Origin of the sequence: Exiguobacterium sp. s11, assembly GCF_018619015.1 — a bacterium.
Classification (GTDB): Bacteria; Bacillota; Bacilli; order Exiguobacteriales; family Exiguobacteriaceae; genus Exiguobacterium_A; species Exiguobacterium_A indicum.
Window position 1 is genome coordinate 135,705 of the sequence record NZ_JACSNF010000006.1, and the last position, 20,142, is coordinate 155,846.

A 20,142-nucleotide genomic window follows, 5' to 3' on the forward strand; every position below is an offset into this window, starting at 1 on the left:
AACGGATCACAAGGATCCGCTGCCTTTTTTTATATCGATCGATGTGGCTTAAGAAGAACGGGAAGATGACTGTTTAGCTGCAGGATTGACTTGTTTATTCAACCAGCTCGCGATATCGGCAAAAACGCGGATGCGTTCGAACTCATGGAAGAGCTCATGACGTAACCCTCGATAAATCGTCAGCTGTACAGCATCGACACGGACACGATTATACATATCAAATAAATGATGGATACCTTTTCCGTCGAACGCGACCGCGTCATCCCCACCAGCAAGCAATAAGAGAGGTAAATGACGTGGATGCTGATAGATGGAAGCAAGTGCGTTGACGAGTTTCGTTGCATGTAAGAGTTCGTGGAAGAACCCAAGCGTGACTGTTTGACCGGACAATGGATCTGCATCATAGCGCATGACGGATTGTGGATCCGAAGAGAGCCAAGCATTTTTAGAAAGTGCTGGGAAGAAGCGTAAGTTATACCGCCCGAACACGAGTTGTCCGAACCGCTCAGCAGGGTGTGTTGCTGACAGCTGATGGATTTGACGTTCGACGAGTTTTTGGCTGACATCACCGAGTAAGCCTGTGCTAGTCGGAGGGCCACTCGCGATGATTCCAGCTACTGTATGACCGAGTGTTTGACCAATCCGGCGAGCGATCAACGAACCAAAACTATGACCAAAAATGAACACCGGCAATGTCGGATAACGCTCTTTGATGTCAGAGACGAGTTCTTCTGCGTCCTGCATCAATTGTTTAAACCCTTGATTCGGCTCGAGGTGTCCGAGCGTTCCGAGCTGAGCTGCTCGGGTTCCGAAACAGCGTAAGTCTGCGATGATCGTGTGGTAATGATGCGCATAGAGGAATTCTGCGAATTCCTCATACCGTGCGCCATGCTCCATCATCCCGTGAAAGACGATCACGACTCCTTTAGGATCATGGGCTTCGAGGCTATGCAATGTCGTAGTATAGCCGTCAGAGGCTATCCAATGTGAATGATCAATCGTCATGTAACTCATCCTCTCATCAAGAAAGTCCGAATACCTGTCCGTCTTCCGAAACGCCCATATGGAAGGCGGCAGGAACTGCGGGTAATCCTGGCATCGTTAATACATTCCCAGTCAATGCAACGATGAACCCTGCACCAACCGATGGTCGGATTTCGCGGACCGTGATCGTGAAGTCTTCGACACGACCATAACGAGCAGGGTCATCGGTTAAAGAAAATGGTGTTTTTGCCATACAAATCGGTAACTCATTCAATCCCATCTCCGTACACCGTTCGAGTTCGCGAAGCGCTTTGGCTTCAAAATGAACGTCAGCTGCACCGTAGACACGCTTTGCGATACGCTCGATCTTTTGACGAAGCGGTAAGACGTCAGGATACAGTGGGCGGAACTGGCTCGGTTCCTCAAGAGCTTGCATGACTTCCGTGACGAGTGCTTCGCCGCCAGCCCCCCCTTTACTGAAGACATCACTTTCCGCGACACGAATATTACGATCCTGACACCATTCTAGGATCATGTTCCGTTCTGCTTCCGTGTCAGTGAAGAAACGGTTCAAGGCAACGACGGCAGGGACGCCGAACAGACTCATCGTCTCGACGTGTTTTTCAAGTAACGCAAGACCATCTGTTAAGGCAGCGAGATTTTCTTCGCTGAGTTGCGTTTTGTCGACACCACCATGCATCTTCAAGGCACGAACCGTAGCGACGATGACGACGGCATCCGGGTGGAGTCCGCCAATTCGTGATTTGATGTTGAAGAACTTTTCGGCACCTAAATCAGCTCCGAATCCTGCTTCTGTGACAACGTAATCACTTAGCTTCAGTGCAGTTTGCGTTGCAATCAAAGAGTTACAACCATGTGCGATGTTCGCGAACGGTCCACCGTGAATCAGTGCCGGTGTTCCTTCGACGGTTTGAACGAGGTTCGGACGAAACGCATCTTTTAGAAGCAACGTCGCAGCTCCTGACGCCTGAATATCTTTGACCGTAACCGGCTGTTGATCGTACGTATACGCGACGACGATGCGACTCAAGCGTCGTTCGAGATCCGTGATCGAGTCTGCTAGACAGAGGACCGCCATGATCTCGGAAGCGACCGTGATATCGAACCCATCTTGACGCGGCACGCCATGCGCAGGACCACCAAGACCAATCGTGACTTGGCGCAAGGCACGGTCATTCAAATCAAGAACGCGTTTCCAGACGATACGACGCGGATCGATGCCAAGGATGTTACCTTGATGCAGGTGATTGTCGAGCAAGGCACTGATTGTATTATGGGCAGATGTGATCGCATGCATATCGCCTGTGAAATGAAGATTGATCTCTTCCATCGGTAGGACTTGGCTATAGCCACCACCACATGCGCCACCTTTTAAGCCCATCGTCGGACCGAGTGAGGGTTCCCGTAAACAAATCATCGTCTTGTGGTTTGCCCGATGCAACGCCTGTCCGAGTCCGACAGTGACGGTTGATTTTCCTTCACCAGCGGCTGTCGGATTGATGGCAGTGACAAGGATCAGTTTACCGTCAGATTTCGTTGCCAATCGGTTCAACATTCCGTCTGTCAACTTCGCTTTATACTTTCCGTACGTATCAAAATCCTCTTCTTGCAAACCAATCCGGTCCGCAATTTCTCGAATCGGGCGTAAGACGGTTTGTTGTGCGATTTCTAAGTCCGAACGAATGGTCTTTTCCATGGTATCGACTCCCTCTTTGATTGGATCTCTCTTTTTTCTAATAGTAGCGTATCTAGTGCGAACGCGCCAAAGGAAAACGTTCAATATTTTCCACCCAATGGGTCAAATGGTGACGTGTTCAAGTGCTAGAGAAAGACGTACTGTAGAGTGGAGGAGGGATGAAACAATGACATCTGGACAAAAGAAGTGGAAACGCGGTCTTGATTTTTGGCTCTTCGTCGGACCGGTCTTTCTTGTATTCGCAGTGATCGTGCTTGTACCGTTTTTCAATGGCGTCATGTATTCGTTCACGGATTGGAACGGTGTAACCGGAGAATTAAATTGGATCGGCTTTGATAACTATGTCCGTCTCTTTACGAGTGACGAGCAGTTCCAGCAGTCATTTTGGTTGACGACGAAATATACGGTCGTTGCCGTCATCTTAACGAATGTCGTCGGTTTCATCTTGGCGTTCTTATTGACACAAAATATTCGCACGCGTAATTTCTTACGAACGATTTTCTTCATGCCGAACTTGATCGGTGGGTTGATCCTCGGATTCGTTTGGCAGTTCATCTATGTCAAAGGCTTCGCATCGATCGGTGAATTGACAGGGTGGAGTATATTTGAACTTCCATGGTTGGGAGATGCCCGGACAGGATTCTGGGGTATCGTCATCGTTTCGATTTGGCAAGGTGGCGGTTACATCATGGTCATCTATATCGCAGCTCTACAAAACGTGCCACAAGAGCTGATTGAAGCAGCAAAAATCGATGGTGCCAATCGTCTCTCGACGTTACGGAACATTACGTTGCCACTGATTATGCCGTCGGTCACGATCTGTTTGTTCTTGACGATTTCATGGTCCTTCAAGTTATTCGATACGAACTTATCCCTAACGAATGGTGGACCATTCAAATCGACCGAAATGCTTGCTTTAAACATTTATAAAGAATCGTTTACGAACAATAATCTTGGACTCGGGTCAGCTAAAGCGATCATCTTCTTCGTTGTTGTCGCCGCGATTACAGTCACTCAAGTCTATCTGACGAAAAAACGGGAGGTGGAAGCATGAGTACGGCACAACCGTTACCCACTCCGCAAGAGGAGAAACCGAAGCGCTCCAAAAAGACGAGAGGTCGTTATTCACTCCGTCTTGGAACGGTCGAACTGGCAGCCTTATTGATGGGGCTTCTGTATATGATTCCGTTTTATTACGTCGTTTCGAATTCATTCAAGACGCAGGGAGATATCTTTACGAATACATCTGGCCTACCAAAGGAATGGATGACGTCCAACTATTCAGAAGCATGGGAAGCCATGAACTTCGGAAAAGTCTTTTTAAACTCCGTCATCATTACAGTCGGCGCTAACGCGGTCATCATCATCTTTTGTTCGATGGCAGCTTGGAAACTCGTCCGGACGAAAACACGCTTGTCAACGATCATCTTTTTCTTATTCGTTGCGGCGATGATCATTCCATTCCAGTCGATCATGATTCCCTTATCGAAACTGTCTGGTGATCTCGGATTGCAGAACAGTTATTGGGGATTGATTCTGATGTATCTTGGTTTTGGATCTGGATTATCAATCTTCTTATACCATGGATTCATGAAGTCGATTCCTGAAGAAATCGAGGAGGCAGCCATCATTGATGGTTGTTCACAATGGGGTGTGTTCTGGCGCATCGTGTTCCCATTACTCAAGCCGATCACGGTCACGATCATCATCTTGAACACGCTTTGGATTTGGAATGATTTCCTACTGCCATCGCTGATGTTACGAGACGTCGATTTACGAACGATTCCACTCGCGACGTTCTATTTCTTCGGTCAGTATACGAAGCAGTGGGACTTAGCACTTGCCGGACTCGTCCTCGGGATCATTCCGTTATTGCTGTTCTTCTTTGCCTTGCAAAAACAGATCATTCAAGGAATTACGAGTGGATCCATCAAATAATTTTTGTAAGCGCGTTCTCGATTCTGCGAGAACGCTTTTTTCATGTTTTACACGTCAGATTAATCTGACAACTTTTATTTTTTTTAAAAAAGGTCTTTTCAAACACTTGCGACCTGTTGTACGATGTTCTCAATTCAATTGTAACAACGACGTTGAAGGGAAGAGTAACACCTTGTACGACCGTATAGCGATCTGGGGATGGTGAGAGCCCAGTCGGAAGCAAGATGCGAAGAACCTCCCGGAGTCGCTACCCGAACCCGAATGTCAGTAGGCGTAGCCGGAGTTGCCTGTCCGTTATCATAAGGCCGAAGATGAAGTGATTCGTCTTTTGAGTGAGCAACATCGTTGCTAACATGGGTGGTACCGCGGAACCGAGTCTTTCGTCCCATATTCTTGGGAAAGAAGGGCTCTTTTTTATGGCTTCTTTTTCAAAACACAATTGAGGAGGAACACCACCATGACAACACTCGTATCGATGAAACACACACAGGAAGCGATCACACTCGTAAAGAAACGCTTTGAAGAACGCTTTTCGACAACACTCGGATTGACACGTGTCGAAGCACCATTGTTCGTAGAAAGTACACTCGGTGTCAACGATCATCTCAACGGCGTAGAGCGAATCATTCGTTTCGATGCTTTGGATCACACAGCAGATCTTGAAATCGTACAATCTCTTGCGAAATGGAAGCGTCAAGCGCTTCATACGTACGGATTTGAAGCGGGAGAAGGATTATACACGTTGATGCATGCGATTCGTCGCGATGAGATGCTGGATGCGACACACTCCATTCACGTCGATCAGTGGGATTGGGAACGGATCATTACGAAAGAACAACGGACGAGTGCTTATTTACAAGAAACGGTACAAGCGATCTATGCAACGATTCGCCAAGTCGAACAAGAAGTAGAAGCGGAGTATGGTATTTCAGCGATCTTACCGGAAACGATTCATTTCATGACGACGCAAGAATTAGAAGATGCGTATCCAACACTTTCGGCGAAAGAACGTGAAACAGAAGTCACGAAAGCATATGGTGCAGTTTTCCTCATGCAAATCGGTGGCGCACTGGCTTCAGGTGAGAAGCATGATGGTCGAGCGGCTGACTACGATGACTGGACACTCAACGGTGACATTTTAGTACACCATCCAGAAATCGGAGCATTCGAATTGTCTTCAATGGGAATTCGCGTTGACCGTGAAGCGTTGTTGAAACAGACTGCGATTGCTCAAGAAGAGGATAAATTGGCGTTCCCGTTCCATCAAGGTGTGCTCGAAGAGCGTCTACCGTTAACGATGGGTGGAGGAATCGGTCAATCCCGCATGGCGATGTTCTTATTGAAGAAACGTCACATCGGTGAAGTCCAAGCTTCTGTCTGGTCAGAAGAGACGCGTAAAAGTCTTCAAGCGGAAGGCGTCCACTTGCTCTGACATATATATATAGTAAGAAAGCGTCAAAACAGGATGTTTTATAAAGCAAAGGGCATGCTTCGATTCAGAAGCATGTTCTTTTTTTAGGTTCGTAAGACCTCAGGCGGAGGAAAGACGTGTCGATTCCTGATAGAATGGGGATAACAATAAATAAGAAAGAGGTGAAGACATGTCTTCTTTATTGATCGTAGGATTACTCATCCCTGTATTATTCCTCGTATTCCTTTGGTTCAACATTAAAGGGTTACGGACTATGTGGCGGGATTATAAACAGACAGGCTCAATCGTTGCACTCGGTTTCTTCATTGTCGGGATTATCGGAATCTTCACAGGCGTCTGGACGACGTTAGTCGTCATCATTTATTATCTCCTCCGTCCAGCGAGAGGATGAACGGAGGATTACTCGTATGTTGGAATGGTTGTTTTCAGCCGGAGAATCCAATCTCTGGCTGTTTTTAGGAATTATGATCGTTGGTCTTGGAACAGAATTGATTCCGGCAGAAGTGGGCTTACCGTTGCTCGGTCTATATGTGTCGAACGGAACGGTCAGCTGGACAACTGCTGTTCTGGTCGGTTTTTTAGGAAGTCTGATGGGAGCGACGGTCTTTTATCTTCTAGGTCGTTATGCAGGTCGTCCGATACTTATCCGGTACGGCAAATGGTTACTGATTAAAGAAAAAGAAATTGAGAAAGGGGAGCGCATCGTAGGGAAATACGGAACATGGTCTGCTTTGTTCGGACGCTTTTTCCCCGTCGTGCGCTCGGTCGTCTCGATTCCGTGTGGTTTGTTTGGTCTTTCGTTCAAACGCTATTTACTCGCTTCAAGTATTGGACTTTTTCCGGTTTCCTTCTTTTACATCTGGGTCGGTGAACGATTCGGAGTAGAACGTGCTGAATCCATGCTAAAAGGATTAGAACAGGAGTTATGGTGGATCTTAGGTGGAATCGTCGTGATTCTTGGTGGATACGTTCTCTACCGTCGTGCTAAAGCGAAGCGTAAAGAACAGAAGCAAGACACACAAACGAAACAACAAGATACATGAATATGTAAAAAAACAACGCAGTGGATCCTGAAGATCCACTGCGTTGTTTCATGAACAGATCAAGCGGGAGGAAACAGGAATCGCTTCAGTGTTTTGATGCGATGTTTTGGTGTCAGCAATAACAGCTGATCATTGCCTTCAAGGGCAGTGTCGCCACGCGGTGTGATGATTTGATCATCACGAATGATGGCAGTGATCAAAAATTCTTGTGGCAAATCAATCTCTGAGATCGTCGTTCCAATGAATGGATGGGACATTGGTAACGTTAACTCAATAATTTCGGCGTTCGGTTTACCAATCGACATGAATTCAATGACCGTATGAATAGCAGAAGTCTGTGTTTCGTTCAGTCGTAACCGCTCGGAAAGAAACGTCAACATACTCCCTTGAATTAGCGTAGATAGTAAGACTGTGAAAAACACGATATTGAAGATCATCGATGCATTCTCGATATCCGCAACGAGAGGGTATGTCGCGAGAATGATCGGTACCGCTCCTTTTAGGCCAGCAAAGGAAATGAAGACCTTCTCTTGCCACGAATAACGAAACGGAAGAAGACTCACCCAGACTGACAAAGGACGAGCGATGAAAATTAAGATCAGCGCCAGCGCAATGGAAGACAGGATGACCTGGACATCGAGCAATTGTTTCGGAAAGACAAGCAGACCGAGCACGATGAACATTCCGATTTGAGCAAGATGCGCCATACTCATCGTAAAGCGAACGAGTGTCTGTCGATAGACGAGTTCATGATTACTGATGTAGATCGCTGTGACATAAACGGCTAAAAATCCACTGGCATGGAACGTATCAGCTAAACCGAAAGACAGGAAAGCAAACGACATGAGCATGATCGGATAAAAGCTAGAAGAGGACAAATCGATCCGATTGATCAAGGTCGAAGCTGCCCATCCGATGAACAAACCAATCAGAAGTCCCATCGCCATTTCCCAAACGAGTGATCCAAGTCCCGATAAGAGCGATGCTTCTTCAGGGTTTGTCACGAACTCAAGGAACAAGACAGTCAAAAAGACGGCCATCGGGTCATTCGTACCGGATTCAACTTCGAGTGTTGATCCGACTTTCCGTCGAATCGGCTGACCACTCAAGACAGAAAAGATAGCAGCGGCATCCGTCGAACCAACGATTGCCCCGAGTAAAAAAGCATTCGCCCAACTAAAGCCCAGAATATAATGGGAAGCAACGGCAACGATGGATGTAGCGATGAAGACCCCGAACGTCGCAAGCGAGAGGGAAGGGGCTAATTCATGACGCACTTCCTTCCAAACCGTTTGCAGACCACCCTCGAATAAGATGATGATGAGGGCGACGGTTCCAAGAAGCTGAGCCAGTTCTGCATCGTCAAAACGAATGAACCCCGTAATGTCGCTTCCGGCAATCATACCAAGGGCGATAAAAATCAGTAGAGCAGGAATATTCAGACGACTTGATAACTTCGTCGTCCAGACGGCGGCAAACAGCAATATACCAATCAATAAAATCGTGAGTTGCAAGGACATGGCATCAAACTCCTATTCATAAAAGAATCTTTAGTTTCATGATACAACAATTCCGATGAAAAGACTCGGATAACGATTGTTCAATATTTTCCACCACACCGGACAACTTTCTCTCTCTTCATTGCAAGCGTTTTCATTTATTGTGAAGATGTAGCACGAAATGAAACGAAATCAGGGAGGGAATCCGAATGCGTAAAAGAAGATGGGCAGCATTACCTGTCGTCACGACGGCGATGGTCGTCGCTTTGGCAGCATGTGGTGGCGGTACATTGAATAGCGATGACTCGAAAGATAGTGGTTCAAAAGACGGTAAGACGCTCAACGTATTCCAATTCAAGGCTGAAATCGCAAAAGACATGGAAAAGATGGCAAAAGCGTATGAAAAGGAAACCGGAACGAAAGTCGTTGTGCAAACAGTCGGTGGTGGATCGGACTATGGCGCGGCTCTGAAATCACAGTTCGCTTCAGGTAATGAACCAGATGTCTTTAACAACGGTGGCTTTACGGAAGCAAAGACATGGCAAGATAAGTTAGAAGATTTGTCAGATGAAAAGTGGGTCGGTGATCTAACGGAGCTATCAAAAGAGCCAATGACGATTGATGGTAAATTGTATGGTATGCCAATGAACCTTGAGGGGTATGGCTTTATCTACAATAAAGATATCTTCAAAAAAGCCGGTATCACGGAACTTCCGAAAACATTAACGGAGTTGACGGAAGCTTCTAAGAAGCTGAAGGCAGACGGAGTGACGCCATTCTCGATTGGGTACGGGGAGTGGTGGATTCTCGGTAATCACCTGTTGAACATTCCGGTCGCACAGCAGGATGATCCAGATCAGTTCATTGCGGATCTTAACTCTGGAAAAGCGAAGTTCGAAGATAACAAACAGTTCAAGGATTTCATGAATCTATTTGATTTAACGATTGAGTACGGTAATAAAAATCCGTTAACGACGGATTACAACACACAAGTCTCTCAGTTTGCTGAAGGTAAGACAGCGATGCTTCAACAAGGGAACTGGGCACAACAATTGATTACGGACGTCAATCCGGACATCAACATGGGCTTCATCCCGATGCCGATCAATGATGATAAAGAAAAAATGGATCGTCTTCCTGTCGGCGTACCAAACAACTGGGTCGTCAATAAGAACTCGAAGAACAAAGCAGAAGCGAAAAAATTCCTCGAGTGGATGGCGACGTCTGACACAGGAAAAGACTACATGGTCAATAAATTTAAATTCATCCCTGCCTTCAAATCAATCGAAGCGAAGGATTTAGGACCGCTTGCAGATGATATTCAAGCGTACTCGAAAGACGGAAAAACGATCTCATGGAACTGGTTCAAGTATCCGGATGGTGCTGTAAACGAGTTCGGAGCGATTATGCAAGCATATGTTGGTAAGCAAAAAACAGCTGACGAGATGCTGCAGGATTTCACGAAGACATGGGATAAAATGAAGAAATAAGAACTGATTCAAAAAACATGCCTGTTCCGATTAACTGACGGAACAGGCATGTTTTTTTATGATAAGAAGAATAATTGGATGAAGAAGAGAAGCGCGAACACATAGATGAGTGGATGGACACGCTCTTTTTGGATAGCTTTCATGATTGGATAGACGATGAAACCGAATGCGATACCGGTTGCGATGCTACCGGATAATGGCATGATCAAGATGACGAGGAAAGCCGTGAAAGCTTCGCTGAAATCATCCCATGGAATCTGTTTGATGTTTTGAATCATGAAGGCACCGACTAAGATCAATGCGGGCGCAGTAATCGCAGGGACGCTCGAAATCGATTGAACGAACGGTCCAAAGACGGCAGATAATGCGAATAGAATCCCGACCGTCACGGATGTGAGTCCAGTCCGTCCACCAGCAGCGACACCTGCTGCAGATTCTACGTAAGCGGTTGTGGGACTTGTTCCGAACAATGAACCAGCGACCATCGCAGTCGAATCAGATAATAGGGCACGTTCGCTGTTTTTCAATGATCCATCTTCTTCAATCAATCCAGCCTGTTCTCCGACAGCGACCATCGTACCTGTCGTATCAAACATCGTCACGAGAACGAAGGAGAGGACACCGCTGAACAGACCGTATTGGAACACGTCTTGAATGGCGTTGAACGGATTCGTGATGATCAATCCTTCTGGTAACGTCGGTAACGCAACGAAGGAATCGGAAAACTTCAATTCACCTGTCAGGAATGCAATCAATCCAGAGAGGATCATGGCATACAAAATAGCACCTGGTACACGTTTGATCGTCAAGATGGCTGCAACTAATAGTCCGATGAGTGTGATCAATGCTTCTGGTGACGTCAATGCGCCAATCGTGACGAGTGTATCTTCACTAGCGACGAGAATTCCTGACATCTTGAGACCGAGTGAAGCAATGAAAAGACCGATTCCACCTGTGATCGCAAGCTTTAATGTCATCGGAATGATTTCAATCAGCTTCGTACGAATCGGTGAGAGGGATAACAATAAAAAAATGACACCAGCGACGAAGACAACTGAGAGTGCTGTCTGATATGGAATTTTCTCACCAACGACAAGTGTATAAGTAAAATACGCATTGAGTCCCATTCCGGGTGCGACTGCAATTGGTAGATTCGCATAAAGCCCCATCAGGAGCGTACCGATCAATGTCGCGATGATCGTCGCAGAAAAAGCTTGGGCTTGGGGGATACCGGCATCTGCTAAAATCGTTGGGTTGACGAGCAGAATATAGGCCATCGTAATGAACGTCACGAATCCAGCTTGGATTTCACGTTTTACGGTTGTTTGATGTGCAGCAAGTTTAAACATGGGTAAAAGGACCACCTTCATAACAAATTGATTAAAAAACGAACATTGATGATATTATAGTAAAATTCATTCGGAATCAAGTCGAAACAAAAAAGAATTTTTTATAGGAATCATGAAAGAGAATATCAGGAAATGATGTAAGCGGATTCAAGGTTATGATACGATTGATTACAAGAAAAAGGATGGGGGCGCCTTTCATGAAAAGTATCCGGACGCGTTTGATTCGTCTCGTCGTCCTGGCGATCTTGATTCCGACTGCCCTCGCGACATCGATTTCCTATCTGTATGTGCGGCACCATAACATTGAACAGGCAGAACGTTCTAGCCTGAACGTATTGACGCGGGGAAATACACAGGTGACCCATTATATAGAGGATATCCGCCGTCTATCGACGAGTCTGTACGCGAATCGTTCGTTGATGAACATCATGCGCGTCGGGGCAGATCAGGAACTAGACGAATCCGATGGAGTCGTTTCGCGGGCGATGTTAGGTCTGTTTTTATCACGTCAGGATATCGAGCAGTTACATTTCGTCATTTTAAATGGTTATTCGGAGTATTCGGTCTATAACATGAAAACAACGAGTCGAGGAAAGTTTGATTGGATGCAAGAAACGGATTATTTTCGATTGATGAAACAAAAAAGCGGCTGGTTGATTGACGAAGCGCACACGATTGAACCATATAATGTGCACACGATGATTCTTGATGAAAAACAAGTCGTTAGTTTTCGTTATCGCATCGATCGTGTCGAAACAGATGAGCCACTCGGCTTCCTTTCGGTGGATATTCCCGTCCGTGTATTTGAACAACAGTTAAAACTGTTCGAGAATGATCCGGAAGAGTCGTTATGGTTGATGACAGAACAGCGTGTGTTGGCACAGACTGGGGCAGAGATGGAACTACCGGTCGATCGATTCACTGGGCAGAGTGGGAGTTTACGTGTCGGAAAATCGTTCATCGTCTACTCAAAGACGATGACGAATGGCGTTCCACTCATACTTGTCAAACGGATTCCGTATGCGTCAGTCATCCAAGGGGCGAATGAAACGGCATTGATTCTTGTTTTGATTGGTCTCGTCTCACTGTTCGTTATGATCATTGCCGCAAGTCTCGTTGCCATGCAGATCACGAAGCCAATCAAACAGTTGACAGCAAACGTCTGGCGAGTCGAACAAGGGGATTTATCAGCACAATTCGTTGCGACGACGAATGACGAGATTGGATTACTCAACCGTCAGTTCCAACGCATGATTCAACGGATTGATCGTTTAATCAAACGGGAGTATCGACTGGCACTCGAAAACCGGACGAATGAGCTACGGGCATTACAATCTCAGCTCAATCCGCACTTCTTATTCAATGCCTTACAATCGATCGGAACGACGACGTTACAAGGAGACCGGAAGATCGCGTACCGCTCCATCACCGGATTATCACAAATGATGCGCTACTCGATGAATAATGAGCAGACGATCGTGACGTTAAAACAAGAAGTCGATCATCTTCAAGCGTATATTCGTTTGCAACAGCAACGTTTTCCGGAACGTTTCCGTTATATCGTTGACGTCCCGTGGCATCTCAATGACATTGAAGTGCCGAAGATGATCTTGCAACCGTTCGCTGAAAATTACTTTAAACACGGCTTTCGACAGCAATTAGCAGCGACGGAGAACTATCTTGCTTACAAAGTCCGGACGGATGGCGGACGCCTCATTATTCAAATCGAGAATAGCGGTGCCGTCCTCGAAACAGGACGACTTGAAGAGATTGATCGTAAAATGCGCATGCATCGTAGCCCAGAGGATCTCGAGACGAGCGGCATTGGTCTCCATAATATTTATGAACGGCTCTTGATTTTTTACGGGGAACAAGCAAATATGACGCTCTCTTCTTCAGCTGTAGAGGGCGGATTCAAAATCGTGATTCGGATTCCATATGAGAAGGGGGACTTGGCATGAACGTGTTGATCGTAGACGATGAACGACATGTACGGGAAGCGGTCAAATTGCTCGGGGAATGGGACAGTTGGCAGGTCTCACATATTTACGAGGCGGAACATGGGGAAGAAGCGAAACGATTACTGGATACTGGAACGATCGATTTAATGCTGACAGATGTCGAAATGCCTGGACTCGACGGATTAACATTACTAGAATGGACAAAAAATCATCATCCAAAGGTCGTCACGATCGTGCTGACAGGGTATGATGATTATACGTATATGCGACGTGCCATTTTGCATCAATCCTTTGATTATTTATTGAAGCCGGTTGATCCAGATGTACTCAATGATGCCTTGTCCCGCGCGATGGAATGTATCCATCCGGTAGTGGAATCAGGGGAAGCGATTGATCAAATCGCCAAATACATCGAAACGCATTATGCGGAAGAATTGACACTGCAATTCATGAGCGAACGGTTTTACTTGAGCCGAGAGTATATATCACGACGCTTCAAACAGCGTTTTTCTGTTAACTTATCTGATTACATCCAAACGATTCGCTTGAATCGGGCGAAGGAATTATTGAGTGAGACGGAAGCACGCATCTACGAAATCGCACTTGAAGTCGGATATCAGGACGATAAGTATTTTCGGAAAGTGTTCAAAAAACAATTCGGTATGACACCGAATGAGTTTCGTGAATTGTTGTCGATTTAAACGACTATCGAGGAGGAATCGTACATGAGTGTACACATTAACGCAGCTGAAGGACAAATCGCCGAAACGGTCTTACTTCCAGGAGATCCGTTACGTGCTAAATACATCGCTGAGACGTTTTTAGAGGATGTTGTTCTTTATAACGAGGTTCGAGGCATGTATGGCTTCACAGGTACTTATAAAGGGAAAAAAGTTTCGGTTCAAGGAACAGGTATGGGTGTACCATCGATGTCGATCTATGCGAACGAACTCGTTCAGTCATACGGTGCGAAGAACTTGATCCGTGTCGGAACTGCCGGTGGGATCACGCCAGACGTTAAAGTTCGTGACGTCGTCATCGCGATGAGTGCTTCGCATGACATGGCACAGAACCGTGTCCGTTTTAATGGACTAGACTACGCACCGACAGCTTCTTTTGATCTGCTGCATAAAGCATATACAGCAGCTAAAGAACAAGGTATCGATGCAAAAGTCGGTCAAATCTTCACGACGGATCAGTTCTATCAAGATGATTTCCATCACTTCAAAAAATGGGCGGATTTCGGATGTCTCGCAATCGAGATGGAAGCGGCAGGTCTTTACACACTTGCAGCAAAACATAAAGTAAACGCACTGACGATCCTGACGATTTCAGATCATCTGTTGACAGGTGAAGAAACGACATCGGAAGAGCGTCAGACGACATTCAACGATATGATGAAAGTTGCGCTTGAAACAGCGATTCAATTATAAGAAGTAAGACGGAGAAGCCTCTCCGTCTTTTTTCATAGTCGAAAAGAGATATGGTAAGATAAAGGCAGTGTTATAGATCAGTTAAAGGGGAGATTCTCGGATGGAGACAACGATGACAGAGACAGTGCTTTCAGAGCGCCTTGAGACACAGCGTCACTTTTTCCAAACAGGTGCAACACGTAGTCTAGCTTTTCGCTTAAGCATGCTGACATTCTTACGCCAAGCGATTGAAACGCATGAAGCGGCGATCTATGAGGCATTAAAACAAGATCTCAATAAACGACAGCATGATGCTTTTACGACGGAAATCGGTTTCGTTTATGGGGAGATTCAACGGATGGAGCGACAACTCCGTCGACTGGCACGCCCGAAGCGTGTCGCAACACCGCTTCTGCATATCGGCTCAAAAAGTGAAATCCAGTATGAACCCTATGGCAACGTTCTTGTCATCGCGCCATGGAACTATCCTTTCCAGCTGGCACTTGCTCCGGTCATTGGTGCGATTGCAGCGGGGAATACGGTCGTCCTTAAACCATCCGAGCTGACACCGAACGTCTCTCGTGTATTACGAGAAGTTTTTGAAACGGCATTCCATGAACGATTCGGAATCGTCATAGAAGGAGATGCTGAAGTCAGTAGCGCTTTATTAAACGAACGCTTTGATTATATCTTCTTTACGGGTTCCACACGCGTCGGAAAAATCGTGCATCAAGCTGCAGCGAAGCATTTGACACCGGTCACACTTGAACTGGGTGGTAAATCACCGACAATCGTTCACAAGGATGCGGATCTTCGTCTAGCAGCGAAGCGGATCGCATGGGGAAAATGGCTGAATGCCGGACAGACATGTATCGCCCCGGATTACGTATTGATTCATGAGGACGTTAAAGAACGTTTCTTGCAGTTGATTGAAGAAGAAGCCTTCAAACAGTACGGGAATGGCATCGGCGTCTCATCCTACGTCAAAATCGTATCGGACGATCATCTGAATCGCCTCAGCAGTTACTTGTCGCAAGGGACGATCGAATTCGGTGGACAAGTCGATCCGGAAACGCGTAAGATGGCGCCGACCGTCATGACGAATGTAGCGGTGGATGCTCCAGTGATGCAAGACGAAATCTTTGGACCGATCCTACCGGTGTTGACCTACCGTGAAATCGAAGAGGTCATCGCGTTCGTCAATGATCGTGACAAACCGCTTGCACTTTATCTGTTCACAGAGAACAAAGCCGTCGAACATCGTATCCTTGAACGGATTTCATTCGGTGGTGGATGTGTCAATGACACATTGATGCACGTCGCACAACATCACTTACCATTTGGTGGAGTCGGGGCGAGTGGCATGGGTGGATATCATGGCAAATATAGTTTCGAGACGTTCAGCCATCGTAAAGGAATCGTCAAAAACACGACGGCGTTCGATTTACCTTTCCGCTACATGCGAACAAATAGCAATTCCAAATGGATGCGCTTTTTGTTATGATGAGCTGTATTGAATACGTGGTATGAGAGGGATTTTGATTGTGAAGAAGAAATTAATTCGACTCATGAAAAAAACAGGTATGGTGGAGCAAAGTCTTCGGGTCATGATGCGAATCTTCACCTTATTTCCGGTACGGAAAAATCGTGTCATGTTTGAAAGCTTTTTGGGCAAACAGTACAATGATAGTCCTAAAGCCATCTACGATGAGTTGAAAAAGATGAACGTTGACTTAGAATTGATCATCAGCAAACAACGCGGTGTTTCTATGACGGATGAACAGGTGACATCTGTGAATCGGATGACGATCAAATGGATTTTTTTATTAGCTACTTCTCGCGTTTGGGTGTCCAATAGTCGCCTTCCTTCATGGCTAGTAAAACGAAAAGGTACTCTATATTATCAAACATGGCACGGAACGCCACTCAAAAAATTAGCGCTTGATATGGTGGATGTCCGAATGGCGAACACATCAACTGATCAATATAAAAAAGATTTTGTAAAAGAATCAGCAAAATGGGATGTCCTTCTCTCTCCGAACGCATACTCGAGTGAAATTTTCAAAAGAGCGTTTGGATACGAAGGAAAAATGTTAGAAATCGGATATCCTAGAAACGATGTGCTGTACCAAAATGAGAAACATGAAAGTATTATTGAGCGGGTAAAGGCACATTATCAAATAGAAACCGATAAAAAGATTATTTTATATGCTCCAACATGGAGAGATGATGATTACGTTGAGCAAGGAAACTACTCATTTACGTTACCTTTCTCCATTGAACGATTTGAGGAAGAATTTGGAGATGAGTATACAATGTTTGTACGACTCCATTATCTTGTTGGCGATCAATTGGATTTGAGTGCTGTCTCAGCGATTAAGAATGCCTCTAGATATCCGGAAATTTCTGAGCTATACTTAGCGGCAGATATCTTGATAACGGATTATTCCTCAGTGATGTTCGATTATGCGCACTTAAAACGTCCGATGCTATTCTACACCTATGATCTCAAACATTATCGTGATCATCTAAGAGGATTCTATTTTTCTTTTGAGGAAGAAGCACCGGGTCCGTTGATTCAAGAAGAGCAAATTCTTTTTGAAGAAATCAGACAGATCGAGTCGTGGGAGCGACGATTCGATTTGAAAAGTGAAGCATTTCGTCGTCATTATTGCGAATGGGATGACGGTCACGCAGCACAAAGAGCTGCGCTGGATATCTTAGAGAATATTAAATAAACGGGGAGTGTTTTTAGATGAAGAAGGTCATTACGTACGGTACATTTGATTTGTTACATTGGGGACATATCAATATTTTACGTCGCGCTAAAGAAATGGGAGATTACCTCATCGTGGCAATTTCGACAGATGAATTCAATCGTCTTAAGCATAAACAAGCGTACCATAACTATGAGAATCGTAAATTAATCTTAGAAGCAATTCGTTATGTGGATGAAGTCATTCCAGAGAACAACTGGGAACAAAAAGTAGAAGACGTTCAAAAACATAATGTTGATGTATTCGTTATGGGTGATGACTGGAAAGGTGAATTCGACTTCTTAAAAGACCATTGTGAAGTCGTTTACTTGGAGCGCACTGAAGGAATTTCAACTAGCCAAATTAAGAATGAGCTAGGCTCGAATTAATGGATGAAGAGACCTCGCGGGAGTGAGGTCTCTTTTTTAAGGGAGTCACTAAATATGCGTTCAATGATGATTTCGATCTATTTATTTATCTTTCGAATAGTCTATCAACTATTTTGTTTTTTACCTATTCAAGAAAAGACGTTATTTTGGATGAGCTATGGTGAAAATGCTATGCCAATACATCTTCGCTTAAATCAACGAAACAACCAACAAAAGCAAGTTCTTATCTTCGACGAACGCTATATGCGGGCGACAGATTGTTGGAATGTCAGTCGCAAAATTGCTTATCATCCAATGCGATTAATTACGATTTCTTATCATTTAGCTACTTCTCGTCATGTTTTTTTAGATAATTATATTGGAGAATTCAGCGTTTCCTCTACTCGAAAAAATACAAGGCGGATTCAATTGTGGCATGCCGCTGGAACGTTAAAACAGTTTGGGCTGACCTCATCGAAAACTCGTTCGATGTCCACGTCGACACAGAAACGATTTCGACGTGTCTATCAAGAATACGGAGATTTTATTGTTCCAGGAATGCGGTGTGCTGAACAATTCATGATGCCGCACGATTTAGAACGATCCCACTTTAAAGCGTTCGGCATGCCACGAACGGACTATTGGTTTGATGAGGAGCAACGAAAACAGAAAACAGTGGAATTAAGAAAACAATACGCAAAGACTGATCGTCGGATCTTATTGTATGCACCGACATACCGGGAATACAAAGAAACAGAAGATCATACGATTCAACAGTTTGAAAAACTTGCTCAAGCGGGGTGGACGATTCTCGTTAAATTGCATCCGACGATTCGAGCGCTTTCGACCTATCGTTCTAGCCATATCCATCTTGTGGACGATACGTATTCAATCAATGATTACTTGCTGATCACAGATGTGCTCGTAACTGATTATTCCTCCATTCCATTTGAAAGCTGTCTCCTCAACATTCCGGCGTTCCTGTATACACCGGATATCGATACATATCGACAACTACCAGGTCTCGTCGATCAGTATCCGAAACCATTGCCTGTGCGACAGACGGAGCGAATGGAACAATTGATGGATTGGATCATGTCTGAGACGATACTAGAAGAGTGCCGTCAGTACATGGAGGAATTTCAAACGAGTTGGTATGATCATCCTCCTGGTCAAGCAGTGGAACGCATCGTTGATCATTATTACGGAGATATATGATACTCAATCTGACGATTGCTTTAGTTTTAGAAAGCGATCGTCAGATAAATTTCCGAAAATAAATGTGAAACATTGAACAAAGTTTGACAATCTTTTGAAAATCCATTCTTTTCGACTGTGATGTTCTATACTAAAAGCAGAAGAAGAGGAGAGGAGAAATGGATATGCTAACTTGTGGAACGACTGAAGCCAATACGTTCGTTTTATCACCCGAAACGCGAACGTTGCTTGAGAGCTTCATGACAGAAACGACGTTCAAAAAGGATTCCATTGTCTGTTGGGAAGGGGAAATGAACGATAAGTTGTTTTATGTGAAACAAGGAGGCGTCAAACTATCGAAGTTGACGAAAAAAGGCAGTCCATTACTCATGTTTTTATATTTCAAAGGAGATTTGTTTGGCGAATTTGATGTAGGAGAAGCTTTTCCAAGTTCCTACAGTATTGAAACGATGGAAGATAGCATCATCGGATTCTTATCAAAAAACCAATTAGAAGAGCTTATGAAAAAAGACGGTGCCTTTGCCCTTGAGATCATGCGATGGCAAGCATTAATGCGGAAGCAAACGGAAACGAAATTACGTGACTTACTACTGTTTGGAAAACCAGGGGCATTAGCTTCGACGTTACTTCGCTTGATTGCGATGGAAGGGGAACAAGTGGGAGAAACGTATCGTCTTGCGAAGCGACCATCCGACGGTGAATTTGGTCAATTGATTGGTGCACCACGTGAAACGGTTAATCGTATGTTTTCTCAGTGGAAAAAAGAAGGGATCATTTCGATGACGGCAAAAGAAATCATCATTCACGATCCGCAATATCTACGGGATCTGTGTCATTGTGAAGGGTGTCCAGCAGGTGTTTGTCGAATTTAATAAGATGTACGAATCATCCCGACGCGAAACAGGACTTTCCTGTCTCGCGTTATTTTTGTGTATAAAAGTTTTTTCTACGCTCGTTTAGATGTGAACTTTCTGT

General features: G+C 45.0%; 18 protein-coding genes and 1 other annotated feature. Of the genes, 14 read left to right on the top strand and 4 right to left on the bottom strand.

All coding sequences use genetic code 11. The features are described from left to right. Positions 1–48: 48 nt before the first annotated feature. Together KNQ12_RS15670 and KNQ12_RS15675 are read right to left on the bottom strand one after the other, a co-directional pair. Positions 49–1,005 (bottom strand): alpha/beta fold hydrolase, encoded by a 957-nt coding sequence (locus tag KNQ12_RS15670; RefSeq protein WP_082663119.1) that lies wholly within the window; start codon positions 1,003–1,005, stop codon positions 49–51. Positions 1,006–1,021: 16 nt separating this feature from the next. Continuing rightward, positions 1,022–2,701: a formate--tetrahydrofolate ligase gene (locus KNQ12_RS15675; protein ID WP_214749642.1), complete on the bottom strand. Its 1,680-nt coding sequence runs from the start codon at positions 2,699–2,701 to the stop codon at positions 1,022–1,024. 166 nt (positions 2,702–2,867) lie between these two features. On the opposite strand from KNQ12_RS15675, the gene KNQ12_RS15680 reads away from it, so the two are divergent. From KNQ12_RS15680 to KNQ12_RS15700, 5 genes are all read left to right on the top strand, one after another. Next, positions 2,868–3,755 carry a carbohydrate ABC transporter permease gene (locus KNQ12_RS15680; protein WP_023467232.1) on the top strand — a complete coding sequence of 296 codons (888 nt, stop codon included), beginning with the start codon at positions 2,868–2,870 and terminating at the stop codon, positions 3,753–3,755. Then, on the top strand, positions 3,752–4,639 hold the full coding sequence (locus KNQ12_RS15685) for a carbohydrate ABC transporter permease (protein WP_087682156.1): 888 nt from the start codon (positions 3,752–3,754) through the stop codon (positions 4,637–4,639). The genes KNQ12_RS15680 and KNQ12_RS15685 overlap by 4 nt, the downstream gene beginning before the upstream one ends. A gap of 143 nt (positions 4,640–4,782) precedes the next feature. Continuing rightward, positions 4,783–5,030, top strand: a binding site (T-box leader). Between the two features lie 66 nt (positions 5,031–5,096). Beyond that, on the top strand, positions 5,097–6,071 hold the full coding sequence (gene asnA / locus KNQ12_RS15690; protein WP_214749639.1) for an aspartate--ammonia ligase: 975 nt from the start codon (positions 5,097–5,099) through the stop codon (positions 6,069–6,071). Positions 6,072–6,240: 169 nt separating this feature from the next. Beyond that, a complete protein-coding gene (locus KNQ12_RS15695) occupies positions 6,241–6,462 on the top strand; it encodes a hypothetical protein (protein WP_058703665.1) in 222 nt (73 codons plus the stop codon). A 16-nt stretch (positions 6,463–6,478) separates the two neighbouring features. Next, entirely contained in the window at positions 6,479–7,114 is a 636-nt protein-coding gene (locus KNQ12_RS15700) for a DedA family protein (RefSeq protein ID WP_214749636.1), read from the top strand. Positions 7,115–7,173: 59 nt separating this feature from the next. Here KNQ12_RS15700 and KNQ12_RS15705 read toward each other — a convergent pair whose 3' ends face one another. Next, on the bottom strand, positions 7,174–8,634 hold the full coding sequence (locus tag KNQ12_RS15705; RefSeq protein ID WP_023467237.1) for a potassium/proton antiporter: 1,461 nt from the start codon (positions 8,632–8,634) through the stop codon (positions 7,174–7,176). Positions 8,635–8,822: 188 nt separating this feature from the next. Here KNQ12_RS15705 and KNQ12_RS15710 point away from each other — a divergent pair, with 188 nt between their 5' ends. Beyond that, the gene (locus KNQ12_RS15710; protein WP_214749633.1) at positions 8,823–10,103 is read left to right on the top strand and encodes an ABC transporter substrate-binding protein; all 1,281 of its coding nucleotides are present in this window, start codon (positions 8,823–8,825) and stop codon (positions 10,101–10,103) included. A 56-nt stretch (positions 10,104–10,159) separates the two neighbouring features. Here the strand turns inward: KNQ12_RS15710 and KNQ12_RS15715 are convergent, their stop codons facing one another. After that, complete coding sequence (locus tag KNQ12_RS15715) at positions 10,160–11,452, bottom strand: NCS2 family permease (RefSeq protein ID WP_214749630.1); 1,293 nt, start codon at positions 11,450–11,452, stop codon at positions 10,160–10,162. A 197-nt stretch (positions 11,453–11,649) separates the two neighbouring features. On the opposite strand from KNQ12_RS15715, the gene KNQ12_RS15720 reads away from it, so the two are divergent. From KNQ12_RS15720 to KNQ12_RS15755, 8 genes are all read left to right on the top strand, one after another. Next, entirely contained in the window at positions 11,650–13,413 is a 1,764-nt protein-coding gene (locus tag KNQ12_RS15720; RefSeq protein ID WP_214749627.1) for a sensor histidine kinase, read from the top strand. After that, positions 13,410–14,114 (top strand): response regulator transcription factor, encoded by a 705-nt coding sequence (locus tag KNQ12_RS15725; RefSeq protein WP_023467243.1) that lies wholly within the window; start codon positions 13,410–13,412, stop codon positions 14,112–14,114. Before KNQ12_RS15720 ends, KNQ12_RS15725 begins: the two co-directional genes overlap by 4 nt. A gap of 24 nt (positions 14,115–14,138) precedes the next feature. After that, positions 14,139–14,846 carry a purine-nucleoside phosphorylase gene (gene deoD, locus KNQ12_RS15730; RefSeq protein ID WP_023467244.1) on the top strand — a complete coding sequence of 236 codons (708 nt, stop codon included), beginning with the start codon at positions 14,139–14,141 and terminating at the stop codon, positions 14,844–14,846. Positions 14,847–14,946: 100 nt separating this feature from the next. Beyond that, positions 14,947–16,329: an aldehyde dehydrogenase gene (locus KNQ12_RS15735; protein ID WP_214749624.1), complete on the top strand. Its 1,383-nt coding sequence runs from the start codon at positions 14,947–14,949 to the stop codon at positions 16,327–16,329. 64 nt (positions 16,330–16,393) lie between these two features. Then, entirely contained in the window at positions 16,394–17,563 is a 1,170-nt protein-coding gene (locus tag KNQ12_RS15740; RefSeq protein WP_251055878.1) for a CDP-glycerol glycerophosphotransferase family protein, read from the top strand. A 17-nt stretch (positions 17,564–17,580) separates the two neighbouring features. Continuing rightward, positions 17,581–17,970 (top strand): glycerol-3-phosphate cytidylyltransferase, encoded by a 390-nt coding sequence (gene tagD / locus KNQ12_RS15745; RefSeq protein WP_023467250.1) that lies wholly within the window; start codon positions 17,581–17,583, stop codon positions 17,968–17,970. 66 nt (positions 17,971–18,036) lie between these two features. Beyond that, positions 18,037–19,167 carry a CDP-glycerol glycerophosphotransferase family protein gene (locus tag KNQ12_RS15750; RefSeq protein WP_241492354.1) on the top strand — a complete coding sequence of 377 codons (1,131 nt, stop codon included), beginning with the start codon at positions 18,037–18,039 and terminating at the stop codon, positions 19,165–19,167. A 158-nt stretch (positions 19,168–19,325) separates the two neighbouring features. Then, a complete protein-coding gene (locus KNQ12_RS15755) occupies positions 19,326–20,039 on the top strand; it encodes a Crp/Fnr family transcriptional regulator (protein ID WP_251055876.1) in 714 nt (237 codons plus the stop codon). Positions 20,040–20,142: the final 103 nt, after the last annotated feature.